At 69.6% G+C, this 13,650-nt stretch carries 9 protein-coding genes; 6 read left to right on the top strand and 3 right to left on the bottom strand.

The window, feature by feature from the left end; genetic code table 11:
• The first annotated feature begins 62 nt into the window (after positions 1-62).
• From FKO37_RS16365 to FKO37_RS16350, 4 genes are all read left to right on the top strand, one after another.
• Positions 63-1,271 carry a cytochrome P450 gene (locus FKO37_RS16365; protein ID WP_238604914.1) on the top strand — a complete coding sequence of 403 codons (1,209 nt, stop codon included), beginning with the start codon at positions 63-65 and terminating at the stop codon, positions 1,269-1,271.
• A 70-nt stretch (positions 1,272-1,341) separates the two neighbouring features.
• On the top strand, positions 1,342-1,908 hold the full coding sequence (locus FKO37_RS16360) for a TetR family transcriptional regulator (protein ID WP_043839001.1): 567 nt from the start codon (positions 1,342-1,344) through the stop codon (positions 1,906-1,908).
• Between the two features lie 40 nt (positions 1,909-1,948).
• The gene (locus tag FKO37_RS16355) at positions 1,949-2,866 is read left to right on the top strand and encodes a phosphotransferase (protein ID WP_238604913.1); all 918 of its coding nucleotides are present in this window, start codon (positions 1,949-1,951) and stop codon (positions 2,864-2,866) included.
• 132 nt (positions 2,867-2,998) lie between these two features.
• The gene (locus FKO37_RS16350; RefSeq protein ID WP_134730456.1) at positions 2,999-3,253 is read left to right on the top strand and encodes a hypothetical protein; all 255 of its coding nucleotides are present in this window, start codon (positions 2,999-3,001) and stop codon (positions 3,251-3,253) included.
• A gap of 22 nt (positions 3,254-3,275) precedes the next feature.
• Here the strand turns inward: FKO37_RS16350 and FKO37_RS16345 are convergent, their stop codons facing one another.
• On the bottom strand, positions 3,276-3,902 hold the full coding sequence (locus FKO37_RS16345) for a YigZ family protein (RefSeq protein WP_037817567.1): 627 nt from the start codon (positions 3,900-3,902) through the stop codon (positions 3,276-3,278).
• Positions 3,903-4,463: 561 nt separating this feature from the next.
• On the opposite strand from FKO37_RS16345, the gene gltB reads away from it, so the two are divergent.
• A complete protein-coding gene (gene gltB / locus FKO37_RS16340) occupies positions 4,464-8,996 on the top strand; it encodes a glutamate synthase large subunit (protein WP_238604912.1) in 4,533 nt (1,510 codons plus the stop codon).
• 65 nt (positions 8,997-9,061) lie between these two features.
• Complete coding sequence (locus FKO37_RS16335; RefSeq protein ID WP_238604911.1) at positions 9,062-10,513, top strand: glutamate synthase subunit beta; 1,452 nt, start codon at positions 9,062-9,064, stop codon at positions 10,511-10,513.
• A 173-nt stretch (positions 10,514-10,686) separates the two neighbouring features.
• Here FKO37_RS16335 and FKO37_RS16330 read toward each other — a convergent pair whose 3' ends face one another.
• Positions 10,687-12,333, bottom strand: a complete 1,647-nt coding sequence (locus tag FKO37_RS16330; RefSeq protein WP_238604910.1) for an amidohydrolase — start codon at positions 12,331-12,333, stop codon at positions 10,687-10,689.
• A 5-nt stretch (positions 12,334-12,338) separates the two neighbouring features.
• Entirely contained in the window at positions 12,339-13,643 is a 1,305-nt protein-coding gene (locus FKO37_RS16325; RefSeq protein ID WP_037817577.1) for an MFS transporter, read from the bottom strand.
• Positions 13,644-13,650 lie beyond the last annotated feature (7 nt).

Below are 13,650 nucleotides of genomic sequence, written 5' to 3'. Positions count from 1 at the left end.
GCCGGTGCGGGCGTCTCCAGAGTGGAAGATGCCCGCACCGCCGGAGGAAAGGCGCCATCCGCATGCCCACCCCGTCCGAGACCCCGGCCCTTCCGACCGACCGCCCGGCCGGCTGCCCGTTCGACCCGCCCGCCGAGTACGCCGCGTTGCGGGAGACCTCGCCGGTGTCGCGGATCCGCTGCCCGGCCGGGTTCGAGACCTGGCTGGTCATCCGCTACGACGACGTCCGCGCCGTGCTCGCCGACCCGGCGCTCAGCTCGCGCGGAGCCTCGTCGGCGCACGTCAAAGCCGATCTGGACCCGTACGACGAGGTCGACCCGGGTTCGATCATCCAGCTCGACGGCGCGGAGCATTCCCGGCTGCGCAAGATGGTCGTCGCGGAGTTCACCGTGCGGCGGGTGGAGCGGCTGCGCGAGTACGTCCGCGAGCAGGTCGAGCGGCACCTCGACGCGATGCTCGCCAAGCCCGGCCGCGCCGACCTGGTCCAGGACTTCGCGCTGCCGATCCCGTCGCTGGCGATCTGCGAACTGCTCGGCGTCCCGTACGCCGACCGCGAGCTGTTCCAGCGCCAGAGCAGCCTGCTGGTCAGCACCGACCAGGACGCGGGCACCACCGACCAGGCGTTCCACGAACTGGCCGGTTACCTCGGCGCGCTGTTCGCCGGCAAGCAACAGGACCCGCAGGAGGACCTGTTCAGCAAGCTCATCGTCCGCGCCGAGGCGTCCGGGGAAGCGCTCGACCTGGACGAGCTGATCATGCTCGGCCTCAGCCTCCTCGTGGCCGGGCACGAAACCACCGCCAACATGATCGCGCTCAGCGCGCTCGTGCTGATGGAACACCCGGAGCAGCGCGCGCAGGCCCTCGCCGACCCGCCGCGCGCGGTCGAGGAACTGCTGCGCTACCTGTCGGTCGTGCAGTTCGGCGTGCTGCGGTACGCCACCGAGGAGGTCAAGGTCGGCGACCAGACGATCGCCGCGGGCGACTGGCTGATCGCCGCGCTCAACTCGGCCAACCGCGACGAGGACCGGTACCCGAACGCCGACCGGCTGGACTTCACCCGCGAATCGCCGCGCACACATGTCGCCTTCGGGTTCGGCGCGCACCAGTGCATCGGACAGCAACTCGCCCGGGTCGAAATGCAGGAAGCACTGACCGCGTTGTTCCGCCGCGTGCCCGACCTGCGACTCGCCGTGCCGAAGGAAGCTTTGGCATACAAGCACAACACGCTCGTCTACGGCCCCGAGGAGCTGCCTGTCGCCTGGTCCGCGTAGTTCGTCCGGCCGATCCGCGGCCACTCGGGTTAACCTCGTCGCGCACACCAGCGCACACCAGGGGGAACCGATGGCCGCGGACCAGCCTTCGCGCAAACGCGACGCGACGGCGACCAAGGCCGCGCTGCTGGACGCCGCGGCCGAACTGTTCGCCGACCGCGGCTTCGACCGCACGACGGTGCGCGACATCGCGCACCGCGCGGGCGTCAACCAGGCGTTGCTGTTCCGGTACTTCGGCAGCAAGGACGCGTTGTTCGAGCACGTGATGGCGCGCGGCGGCCTGGCCCAGGTCGAGACGACCCCGCCCGAACGGCTGTTCACCGCGGCCCTGCGGAGCCTGCTCGAACGCGACGACTCGGCGTCCCGTTCGATCGAGACCTACCTGCGGTCCTCCGGCACCGACCGCGCCGACGAGGCGCTGCGCGCGCAGCTCGACGCCGAGTACACCCGCGCGCTGTCCGGGCTCACCGACGCGCCGGACGCCGAACTGCGCGCCGACCTCGCGATGGCCTGGCTGCTCGGCATCGGGCTGGTCCGCTCGATCACCCGCAAGGACCCGCTCGCCACTGCGCCCGCCCACGAGATCGAGCGGCTCATCGGCCCGGCCGTGCGCACCCTGCTCGAACGCAGCAAGTAATTCGCTATAGCGGCGGAAGGCGCGCCGATACCGTCGGCGTATGTTCCCGTCCGCCACCGAGCCCGACCAGCTGACCCGCGAAGCCCTCCTGCCCGCGGTACGCGACCTGCTCCGGACGCTCGGCGAGCCCGGCGAACCCGTGCCCTTCGAGGACGGTTCCCTGCCGGTGTACGCCGTCGGCGACCAGCTCGTTCTGAAGCTCTATCCGCCGGTGCACCTGGACGAGCTGACCACCGAGCGCACCATGCTGGAAGTCCTGCACGGCAAGCTCCCCGTCCCGACCCCGGGCGTCGTGCACGCCGGACTCCGCGACGGCTGGGGTTACGTCGTGATGGAACGGCTGCGCGGGCGCCCGCTCAAGCAGGTGTGGCCCGAACTGTCCACAGCGGACAAACTCGCGCTCGCCCCGAAGATCGGTGAGGCGCTGTCCGCCTTGCACTCCGTGAACGACCCGGCGTTGTCCGTGCTCGCTCCCCCGGACTGGGCCGCGTTCCTTGCCGGGCAACGCGAAAAACTGGTCGACCACCACCGCGAGACCACATTGGACGAACACTGGCTGGCCCAGCTCCCGGACTTCGTCGACGCGGTCGACCTGGGCACGCCGGAAACCGTGCCGTTGCACACCGAAGTCATGCGCGACCATCTGATGGTCACCCGCGAAGGGGATGGCTGGCGGCTGTCCGGCCTGTTCGATTTCGAACCCGCGATGCGCGGCGCGCCGGAATACGAGTTCGCGGCGGTCGGCTTGTTCGTTTCGAGCGGCGACTCGGCATTTCTGCGGAGTCTTCTGCTCGCTTACGGTTACCATCCGGCAGAGCTCGGCCCGGACTTCTCCCGCCGTTGCCTCGCCTACACGCTTCTGCACGTGTACAGCGACTTTCGCTGGTACCTCGACGTGCTCCCGGCGCCGCGAGAACCTACTTTCGTCTCCCTCGCCGACGCATGGTGGGGCGTATGAGGGGTACCCCCGGACTACCCCGCGACATACCCCCGTAAAAAGGAGTGAAATACGCGACAACCCGGCAATCGCGACGGACACTGGAACCGTTCCCGGGGTACACCAGGGGCCGGGACAGAAGGAGGAACCGCCGTGACTGCCGAGTTGAACCATCGGGAGCGGGCAACCCTGCGTGCCGTCGCCGAGGGGCACGCGGAAATCAGCTGCAGCTGTGAACCGGACCTGTTCGTCGACGGGCTGAGCCTCTGCGACCAGGGCACGGTCCGCGACCTCGTCCGCAAGGGCCTGATCGAACCCGCCGAGGACGGAGCGTGCGGCGCGCGGGTGCGCGCGGTGCTCACCGAGGCCGGGGCGCGGGCGCTGGACGGAAAGCCCGTCGCGGCTTGATCTTCGGGGCCTGAGCCGGGGACTACCCGCGCACCCACTCCTCCCCCAGCTCGGCCGCGACAGCCTCGCCGCCGGTGAGGTCGGCGAGCCAGCCGCTGAACCGGTCTTCCTCGCCGGGAGCGAGCCCGACCTCGAAGTGCGCCGCCGCTTCGAAGCGTGTCCCGTGCAGCACGTACGGCGACGCGCGGAGATCGTTTTCGAAGCGGCCCGCCCGCGTGTAGTCCATCGTTACGTCGAACAGCCGCAATCGCCGGTACTCCACCAGGCCTACCGCGTCGAGCGCGTCCGACACCGCTTGCCCGTACGCGCGGATCAACCCGCCCGCGCCGAGCAGCACTCCGCCGAAATGCCGCGACACCACCGCGACCGTGTCGGTGACTTCGCGGCGGCGCAACACCTCCAGCATCGGCACCCCGGCCGTCCCGGCTGGCTCGCCGTCGTCGCTCGAACGCTGAGTACGGCCGTCCGGGCCGAGGACGAACGCGTGACAGTGGTGCCGCGCCGCGGGCTCCGCGCGCCGGCGGGCCGAAATGATCTCCCGCGCGGCCGCTTCGTCGCCCACCGGAGCGAGCGCGCACAGGAACCGTGAACGCCGTATTTCGATCTCGTGCAGCCCGGCCACTGCCACGGACAGATAACGATCAGTCATCGGCGCTCCCCGTCATGACCCCCAGTCAACCAGCACCGAACGCGGGGTTGACACCCGGCAGGCAGACAGGTTTACGCAGGTCAGCGGCTTCGCTGACCGCGTGGCGGGAGAGACGGCCCGACATATGGGAGTACCCCGGAGGGCGTCAACGTATGCGTGGCCTTTCCCACGAGAGCGCGATGACGTATGTCGATCACAGCGAATTCACACTATCGTCATAAGACCCGGCGAACCCGGGAGTCACCACCACGCGCCCCGGCTGGCCCCCACCACACAGGCTGACCGACCCCGGCGCGTGTGCCTGTACAGCGACGTGCAGAACTTTTTCCGCCGCCCATCGCCGTGCGGTGACAAACCATCCGGCACCCGGCCCGGTCGTCGACCGGCCGCGGTCAGCCACGCATCGCGACGCAGTGCCGCGCCTCGCGACAGCGGAGGCACCGGATGGTTTCCCTTCTCGACTGACCATCGCGGTTTCGGACCACTTCGTTAACCGGTTCAGTGATGAACCCCCTTTCGGAGTGAAAGAACCCGCGCCAACGCCTTGGGAGGCGGCCAGCCGTGACCCACCGTTCGAGCACCCCGGCCACCGACGGCCTGTACGACCCCGCCTACGAGCACGATGCCTGCGGGGTGGCGTTCGTCGCGGACCTGACCGGTCGCCGAGACCATCAGATCGTGGCGAAAGCCCTTGTCGCGCTGAAAAATCTGGAACATCGCGGGGCACGCGGGGCGGAACCGGACACCGGGGACGGCGCGGGCCTGCTCATCCAGGTGCCGGACGCGTTCTACCGCGAGGTCGCCGGGTTCGAGCTGCCGGCCGAAGGCAGCTACGCCGTCGGCACCGCGTTCCTGCCGCAGGACGAAAAGCGCCGCGGCCGCGCCATGACCACCATCGAGCGGATCGCCGCCGAGGAGGACATGCGCGTGGTGGGCTGGCGCGAACCGCCGGTCGACACCGCGCACTGCGGCCCGACCGCCGCGCAGACCATGCCGCACTTCACCCAGCTGTTCCTGGCCGGGCACAAGGACAACCTCGACGGCCTCGCCCTCGAGCGCGCCGCCTTCTGCGTGCGCAAGCGCGCCGAGCACGAGCTGGTCGAGGACGACGTTTACTTCCCGTCGCTGTCCTCGCGCACGATCGTCTACAAGGGAATGCTGACCGAGCCGCAGGTCGAGAAGTTCTTCCTCGACCTCACCGACGAGCGCGTGACGAGCGCCATCGGCCTGGTGCACTCCCGCTTCTCCACCAACACTTTCCCGTCGTGGCCGCTCGCGCACCCGTACCGCTACGTGGCGCACAACGGCGAGATCAACACGCTCAAGGGCAACCGCAACTGGATGGACGCCCGCGAGGCGCTCCTCGAGACCGACCTGATCCCGGGCGACCTCAAGCGGATCTACCCGGTCATCACGCGCGGCGCGAGCGACTCGGCCTCCTTCGACGAGGTGCTGGAGCTGCTCCACCTCGGCGGCCGGTCGCTGCCGCATTCGGTGCTGATGATGATCCCGGAGGCCTGGGAGAACCATCAGGAAATGGACCCCGCGCGCCGCGCCTTCTACGAGTTCCACTCCACGCTCATGGAGCCGTGGGACGGGCCGGCGCTGGTGGCGTTCACCGACGGCGCGCAGATCGGCGCGGTGCTGGACCGCAACGGCCTGCGCCCGGGCCGCTACTGGGTCACCGACGACGGGCTCGTGGTGCTCGCCAGCGAGGTCGGCGTGCTGGAGCTGGACCAGGCGAAGATCGTTCGCAAGGGACGGCTGGAGCCGGGCCGGATGTTCCTCGTGGACACCGTCGCGGGCCGGATCGTCGAGGACGAGGAGATCAAGGGCCAGCTCGCTTCCGAGCACCCGTACGACGAATGGGTCGACGCCGGGCTGCTGCGCCTGGAGCAGCTGCCCGAACGCGACCGCGAGGTCCCGCTGCACGCCGCGCTCGTGCGCCGCCAGCAGGCGTTCGGCTACACCGAGGAAGAGCTGGAAACCATCCTCGAGCCGATGGCCCGCACCGGCGCGGAGCCGATCGGGTCGATGGGCAACGATTCGCCCCTGGCGTCCCTTTCGTCCGGTTCGCGCCCGTTGTTCGACTACTTCATCCAGCTTTTCGCCCAGGTGACCAACCCGCCGCTGGACGCGATCCGCGAGGAGCTGGTGACCGCGCTCGGCACGCAGATCGGCGCGGAGCCGAACCTGCTGGCCGCGGACGCGTCGTCCTGCCGCCGGATCGTGCTGCCGTTCCCGGTGCTGGACAACGACCAGCTCGCGAAGCTGGTGCACGTCAACGACGACGGCGACCTTCCGGAGTTCCAGGCGGTCACCGTCATGGGCCGGTACAAGGTCAACGGCGGCGGGGACGCCCTGGTGCAGCGGCTCGACGAGATCCGCGCCGAGGTGTCCGAGGCGATCGAGGACGGCGCGCGGCTGATCGTGCTGTCCGACCGCGGGGTCGACGCCGACCACGCGCCGATCCCGTCGCTGCTGCTCACCGGCGCGGTGCACCACCACCTGGTGCGGGAGAAGACGCGCACGCAGGTCGGCCTCATCGTCGAGGCTGGCGACGCGCGCGAGGTGCACCACATCGCGCTGCTCGTCGGTTACGGCGTGGCCGCGGTGAACCCGTACCTGGCGATGGCGACGGTCGAGGAGATGGCGCACCGGGGCCTGATCCCGGGCGTGACTCCCAAGCAGGCCACCACGAACCTGATCAAGGCGCTCGGCAAGGGTGTCCGCAAGACCATGTCCAAGATGGGCGTGTCGACGGTGGCCTCCTACACCGGCGCGCAGATCTTCGAGGCGGTCGGCCTCGGCGCCGAGGTGATCGACACCTGTTTCACCGGAACCACTTCCCGGCTTGGCGGCGTCGGCTTCGACACGCTCGCCGAGGAGGTTTCGCAGCGGCACGTGCGGGCTTTCCCGGTCGACGGCGTCCGGGCGAGCCACCGCGAGCTGGAAACCGGCGCGGACTACCAGTGGCGGCGCGAAGGCGAGCCGCACCTGTTCAACCCGCAGACGGTGTTCAAGCTGCAGCACTCCACACGGTCCGGGAAGTACGACATCTTCAAGGAGTACACGAAGGCGGTCAACGACCAGGCCGAGAAGCTGCTGACGCTGCGCGGGCTGTTCGACTTCAAGTTCGGCGACCGCACGCCGGTGCCGATCGAGGAGGTCGAGCCGGTTTCGGAGATCGTGAAGCGGTTCGCCACCGGGGCCATCTCGTACGGCTCGATCTCGATGGAAATGCACCAGACGCTGGCGATCGCGATGAACCGCCTCGGCGGCAAGTCGAACACCGGCGAGGGCGGCGAGGACCCGGAACGGCTGTACGACCCGGAGCGCCGCAGCGCGGTCAAGCAGGTCGCGAGCGGCCGGTTCGGCGTCACCAGCGAGTACCTGGTGAACTCCGACGACATCCAGATCAAGATGGCGCAGGGCGCGAAGCCCGGCGAGGGCGGGCAGCTGCCCGGCGGCAAGGTGTACCCGTGGATCGCGAAGACGCGGCACTCCACGCCGGGCGTCGGGCTGATTTCCCCGCCGCCGCACCACGACATCTATTCCATTGAGGACCTGGCTCAGCTGATCCACGACCTCAAGAACGCCAACCCGGACGCGCGCATCCACGTGAAGCTGGTGTCCGAGGTCGGCGTCGGCACGGTCGCGGCGGGCGTGTCCAAGGCGCACGCGGACGTCGTGCTGATCTCGGGCCACGACGGCGGCACCGGCGCCTCGCCGCTGTCCTCGATCAAGCACGCGGGCGGACCGTGGGAGCTGGGCCTGGCCGAAACGCAGCAGACGCTGCTGGCCAACCGGCTGCGCGACCGGATCGTGGTGCAGACCGACGGCCAGCTCAAGACCGGCCGCGACGTCATGATCGCGATGCTGCTCGGCGCCGAGGAGTTCGGTTTCGCGACCGCGCCGCTGGTGGTGTCGGGCTGCATCATGATGCGCGTCTGTCACCTCGACACCTGTCCGGTGGGCGTCGCGACGCAGAACCCGAAGCTGCGCGAGAAGTTCAGCGGCAAGGCGGAGTACGTGGTGAACTTCTTCGAGTTCATCGCCCAGGAGGTCCGGGAGTACCTGGCGGAGCTGGGTTTCCGGTCCGTCGAGGAGGCCGTGGGCCACGCCGAGCTGCTCGACAAGCGCAAGGCGGTCGACCACTGGAAGGCCGCCGGGCTCGACCTGTCGCCGATCTTCCACGTGCCCGAGCTGCCGCCGCGCGCGGTGCGGCACCAGACCGTCAAGCAGGACCACGGGCTGGACAAGGCGCTCGACAACACGCTGATCCAGCTCGCCGAGGGCGCGCTGGCGGCGGGCGACAAGGTGCGGCTGGAACTGCCGGTGCGCAACGTGAACCGCACCGTCGGCACCATGCTCGGGTCCGAGCTGACCAAGAAGTGGGGCGGCGAGGGCCTTCCCGACGACACCATCGACGTCACCTTCACCGGCACCGCGGGCCAGTCGTTCGGCGCGTTCGTGCCGAAGGGCATCACGCTGCGGCTCTACGGCGACGGCAACGACTACGTCGGCAAGGGCCTCTCCGGCGGGCGGATCGTCGTGCGGCCGCCGAAGGAATCGCCGATCGTCGCGGAAGACCACATCATCGCGGGCAACGTGATCGCGTACGGGGCCACGAGCGGCGAGATCTTCATCCGCGGCCAGGTCGGCGAGCGGTTCTGCGTGCGCAACTCGGGCGCACTGGCGGTCGTCGAGGGCGTGGGCGACCACGGCGGCGAGTACATGACCGGCGGCCGGATGGTCGTGCTGGGCAAGGTCGGCCGCAACTTCGCGGCAGGCATGTCCGGCGGCGTCGCGTACGTGCTGGACCTGCCGGCGCACCGGGTCAACCCGGAGATGGTCGACATCGACCCGCTGGACACCGCGGACGTGGACTTCCTCCGCGAAACCATCGAAAAGCACTACAACGAAACGGAATCCGCCGTCGCGCGGGCCTTGCTGGCGGACTGGGACAGTGCGGTCGACCGGTTCGGCAAGGTCATGCCGAAGGACTACAAGCGCGTGCTCGCCGCTCAGGTGGCAGCCGAACGCGACGGGCGGGACGTGAACGAGGCGATCATGGAGGCAGCTCATGGCTGATAATCGCGAAGCCAGTTATGAGTGCCGACTGGGTGCGGGTATCCCGCAGAACACGGAGGCCGCACATGGCTGACCCCAAGGGCTTTCTGACCACCACGCGCGAGGAACCGAAGCGGCGTCCGGTGGACCTGCGGCTGATGGACTGGCGCGAGGTCTACGAGGACTTCGCGACGACCAAGCTGGAGAAGCAGGCCGGGCGCTGCATGGACTGCGGGATCCCGTTCTGTCACCAGGGCTGTCCGCTCGGGAACCTGATCCCGGAGTGGAACACGCTGGTGTGGCGGGAGGACTGGCAGCAGGCGGCGGACCGGCTGCACGCCACGAACAACTTCCCGGAGTTCACCGGCACGCTGTGCCCGGCGCCGTGCGAAACCGCGTGCGTGCTCGGCATCAACGACGACCCGGTGTCGATCAAGCGGGTCGAGATCTCGATCATCGACCGGGCCTTCGAGGAAGGCTGGGTCACGCCGCAGGTCCCGGTCGCCAAGACGGGCAAGAAGGTCGCCGTCGTCGGGTCCGGTCCGTCCGGGCTGGCCGCGGCGCAGCAGCTGACCCGCGCGGGCCACACCGTCGTGGTCTACGAGCGCGCGGACAAGATCGGCGGGCTGCTGCGGTACGGCATCCCCGAGTTCAAGATGGAGAAGTTCCGCCTCGACCGCCGCCTCGACCAGATGCGGACCGAGGGCACGGAATTCCGGACGTCGGTGAACGTCGGCGTGGACGTCACCGTCGAGGAGCTTCGGGAGAACCACGACGCGGTGGTCCTGGCGGGCGGCGCGACGGCGTGGCGCGACCTGCCGATCGAGGGCCGTTCGGCCGAGGGCATCCACCAGGCGATGGAGTTCCTGCCGCCGGCCAACCGGGTCGCGGCGGGCGAGCTCGAGGAGTCGCCGTACTCGGCCAAGGGCCTCGACGTGGTGGTCATCGGCGGCGGCGACACCGGCGCGGACTGCGTCGGCACGTCGCACCGGCAGGGCGCGAAGTCGGTGACCCAGCTGGAAATCATGCCGAAGCCGCCGGAGTCGCGTTCCGATGCGCACCCGTGGCCGACGTACCCGATGATCTACCGCGTCACGTCCGCCCACGAGGAGGGCGGCGAGCGGCTGTACTCGGTCAACACGCAGGAGTTCCTGGCCGACGAGAACGGCCGGGTGCGTGCGCTGAAGCTGGTCGAGGTGCGCAACGAGGGCGGCAAGTTCATCCCGGTCGAGGGCACCGAGACCGAGTTGCCCGCGCAGCTGGTGCTGCTGGCGATGGGCTTCCTCGGCCCGCAGCGCGAGGGCCTGCTGACCGACTTGGGCGTGGAGCTGGACCAGCGCGGCAACGTCGTGCGGGACAAGGACTTCAAGACCACTGTGGACAACGTGTTCGTGGCGGGCGACATGGGCCGCGGGCAGTCGCTGATCGTGTGGGCGATCGCGGAGGGCCGCTCGTGCGCGGCCGGCGTGGACGCCTTCCTGACCGGCCGGGGCGTGCTCCCGGCCCCGATCGCGCCGACGGACCGGCCGATCTCCTGAGGACTCGGAGCAAGGCGCGTCAACGTCGCCGCGCCTGCTCCGTTCAGACTCGGGGCCAAGCGCGGCAGCGTCGCCGCGCTGAGCCCCATTCAGTTTCGGGGTTGACGCGTCACTGCCGCCGCGCTGGCCCCGGCTGTCGGACGGGTGCGACAACGGCGTCGCACCCGTCCTTTTTAATGCGCGGCCCCGTCGTCGTACGCGACCTCGCCGCCCACGACCGTTGCGCCGACGGTGATCTCGCCGATCTTCGCTGGGGCGACCGTCAGCAGATCGTCGCTCAACACCGTGAAGTCAGCCAGCTTCCCCCGGCTCAACGTGCCCTTGACCTTCTCCTCATGCACCGCATACGCCGAACCCACCGTGTATGCCCGCAACGCTTCTTCGGCCGTCACCGCTTCCTCCAGCCCGATCGGCTGCCCAGCCGCAGTCCGGCGGTTGACCATGTCGTGGATGCTCAGCAACGGCGACGCCGCGACCACCGGAGCGTCCGTGCTGCCCGGCAGAACCACACCGGCGTCCAGGAAACTCCGCATCCGATACGCCAGCCGACTGCGTCCCGGGCCGAGCGCGGCGAGCAGTCCGTCACCGATCTCGGACAGGAACCGGCCCTGTGGCACGGGAATCACGCCCAGCTCCGCGATCCGCGCGACAGCGGCATCGTCGGCGACCGCGCAGTGTTCGATGCGGTGCCGGACGTCCTCGCGCGGATACTTCTGCTGAGCTTCCTCATACGCGTCCAGGACCGCTCCGAGAGCCGCGTCGCCGATTGCGTGCGTGGCGATCTGCCAGTGGCATCGGTGCGCTTCGAGGATGTAGCGGCGCAGTTCGTCCGGTTCGAACAGCATCAGCCCCTGGTTGCCGGGGGCGTCCTCGTAGTCGCAGCACATCGCGGCGGACCGGCCGATCAGCGAGCCGTCGGAGAGGATTTTGACCGGGCCGATGCGCAGCCGGTCGTCGCCGGCGCCGGTGCGCACGCCGAGGTCGAGCCCGAACCACTCGCCGCCGGGTTCGAACGGGCCGCAGTCGCGCAGGGCGGTGATGTAGGGCATCACCGTCATCCGCACGCCCAGCAGCCCGCGTTCGCGGGTGCGCTGGAAGGAATCGAAGTCGGCGCGGCCGTGGCCGATGCCGTCGACGGTGCCGATGCCAGGCTCGGTGACGCTGGTCAGGCCGTCCTTGAGCGCGGCGTGCGCACCCGCGGCGATGTTGGCGATGACCTCTTCGGTCGCTTCGGGACGCAGCAGGCGGTCGACCAGGACGGTCGCGCGTTCCTGCAACAACCCGGTGGCGCGGCCGTCTTCGTCGCGCACCACAGTGCCGCCGGGAACGTCCGGCACACCCAGCCGGTCCGGATATCCGGCCAGCGCAAAGGCTTCGGTGCTCGCCACGGCCATGTGCCGCGACGTGTGCGTGAGCCAGACCGGCCGTCCTCCGGCGGCGCGGTGCAGGGCTTCGGCGGTGGGGTGCGCGCCGATCTTGTTCTGGTCGTAGCCCGCGCCGGTCACCCACGCGTCGGCGGGCAGCGTCGCGGCTCGCTCCGCCACGGCCTGGTAGAGCGCGTCGAGCGTCGGCGCGGCTTCGGCGGAGACGTCCAGCCCGCGGATCAGCTTGCCGCGCATGCTCAAGTGCTGGTGCGCGTCGTTGAGGCCGGGGACGACCGGCGCGCCGCCGAGGTCGACCACCGTGTCCGCGGCGAGACCGCGGACCTCGTCGTCGAATCCGACGATCCGGCCGCCGATCACGCCGAGCGCGGTCGCTTGTGGACGGTCCCGGTCCAGCGTGGTGAAACGTCCATTGTGGAATAACGCATCGAGACGCACTGAGTTCATCCTTGTCGGGTCAGGGTTTTCGCGGAGTCGGCGACGGCAGCGGTCCGGCGGGCGAGCGCCAGGACGCAGGTGAGGGTCAGCGTCAGCAGCACGACGTGGTAGATGACCACGGGCCAGATCGCACCGTGCGTCGCGTTGAGCAGCGCCTGCGCGATGAACGGCGTGGTGCCGCCGAAGATGGTGCTGCACAGCTGATAGGACAGGGAGATTCCGGTGTACCGCAGGTGAATCGGGAAGCCGCGGGTGAGGAATCCGGCGAGCACCGCGTAGTAGCCGGAGCCGCACACGGTCGCGACTGCGATGCCGACAAACGCCAGTCCCGGATTGCCGGACGCGATCAGCAGGTACATCGGCACGGTCACCACGATGTTGCAGCCCAGCGAAACCGCCATGAACCGCGTTTCGCCGACGCGTTCGGCCAGCCGCGCCGCGACCGGCTGCCAGCAGAACTGCACCACCGACGCGCCGAGCAGCACGTACAGCATGGTCTGGCGGCCGATGCCGAGTTCGTTCGTGGACCAGGCGAGGACGAACGTGTTGCTGAAGTACGCGGCGGCGATGCCCATGATGCTCGCGCCGATGCCGAGCAGCACGGTCCGCCAAGCAGTCCGCAGGACCTCGACCAGCGGCACCTTCGCGACGGCGGCTTTCGCCTTGGCCCGCACGAACTCCGCCGGTTCCTCGACCTTCAGCCGGATCAGCAGGCCCAGCGCGACCAGCACCCCGGACAGCAGGAACGGCACCCGCCAGCCCCAGGTCAGGAACTGCTCGTCCGGCAACGCGCTCACGGCGAGAAAGACCACTGTGGACAGAATCGACCCGGCGGGCGAGCCCTGCTGGGCGAACATCGCGAAGTACGACCCGCGTCCGGCGGGCGCGTTCTCCGCGGCGAGCACGACCGCGCCGCCCCACTCCCCGCCGACCGCGACGCCCTGCACCGCGCGCAGTGCGACGAGCAGCAACGGCGCGGCGATGCCGATCTTGGCGTACGTCGGCAGCAGCCCGACCGCGAAGGTCGCGAACCCCATCAGCAGCAGCGTGACGACCAGCGTGTTCTTGCGCCCGACCCGGTCGCCGAGGTGCCCGAACACGATCCCGCCCAGCGGCCGGGCGAGAAAGCCGACCCAGAACGTGCCGAACGCGGCGAGCACGCCGGTCGCCGGGTTCAATTCGGGGAAGAACAGCTTCCCGAAGACCAGCGCGGACGCGGTCCCGTACAGGTAGAAGTCGTACCACTCGATCGCCGTCCCGGCGAAGGAGGCGAGCGCGGCCCGGCGGCCGGTGGCGGTTTCGTGGTTCACGGGCAAC

It is taken from the genome of Amycolatopsis sp. Poz14, from assembly GCF_006704225.1.
Lineage (GTDB): Bacteria > Actinomycetota > Actinomycetes > Mycobacteriales > Pseudonocardiaceae > Amycolatopsis > Amycolatopsis nivea.
The sequence above is the reverse complement of the archived record's forward strand: the minus strand, read 5'-3'. Positions and strand labels throughout refer to the sequence as shown.

Excerpts from the sequence above, each read along its gene's own strand:
- FKO37_RS16365 (WP_238604914.1), top strand. The coding sequence starts at position 63 with ATGCCCACCCCGTCCGAGACCCCGGCCCTTCCGACCGACCGCCCGGCC.
- FKO37_RS16360 (WP_043839001.1), top strand. The coding sequence starts at position 1,342 with ATGGCCGCGGACCAGCCTTCGCGCAAACGCGACGCGACGGCGACCAAG.
- FKO37_RS16355 (WP_238604913.1), top strand. The coding sequence starts at position 1,949 with ATGTTCCCGTCCGCCACCGAGCCCGACCAGCTGACCCGCGAAGCCCTC.
- FKO37_RS16345 (WP_037817567.1), bottom strand. The coding sequence starts at position 3,902 with ATGACTGATCGTTATCTGTCCGTGGCAGTGGCCGGGCTGCACGAGATC.
- FKO37_RS16335 (WP_238604911.1), top strand. The coding sequence starts at position 9,062 with ATGGCTGACCCCAAGGGCTTTCTGACCACCACGCGCGAGGAACCGAAG.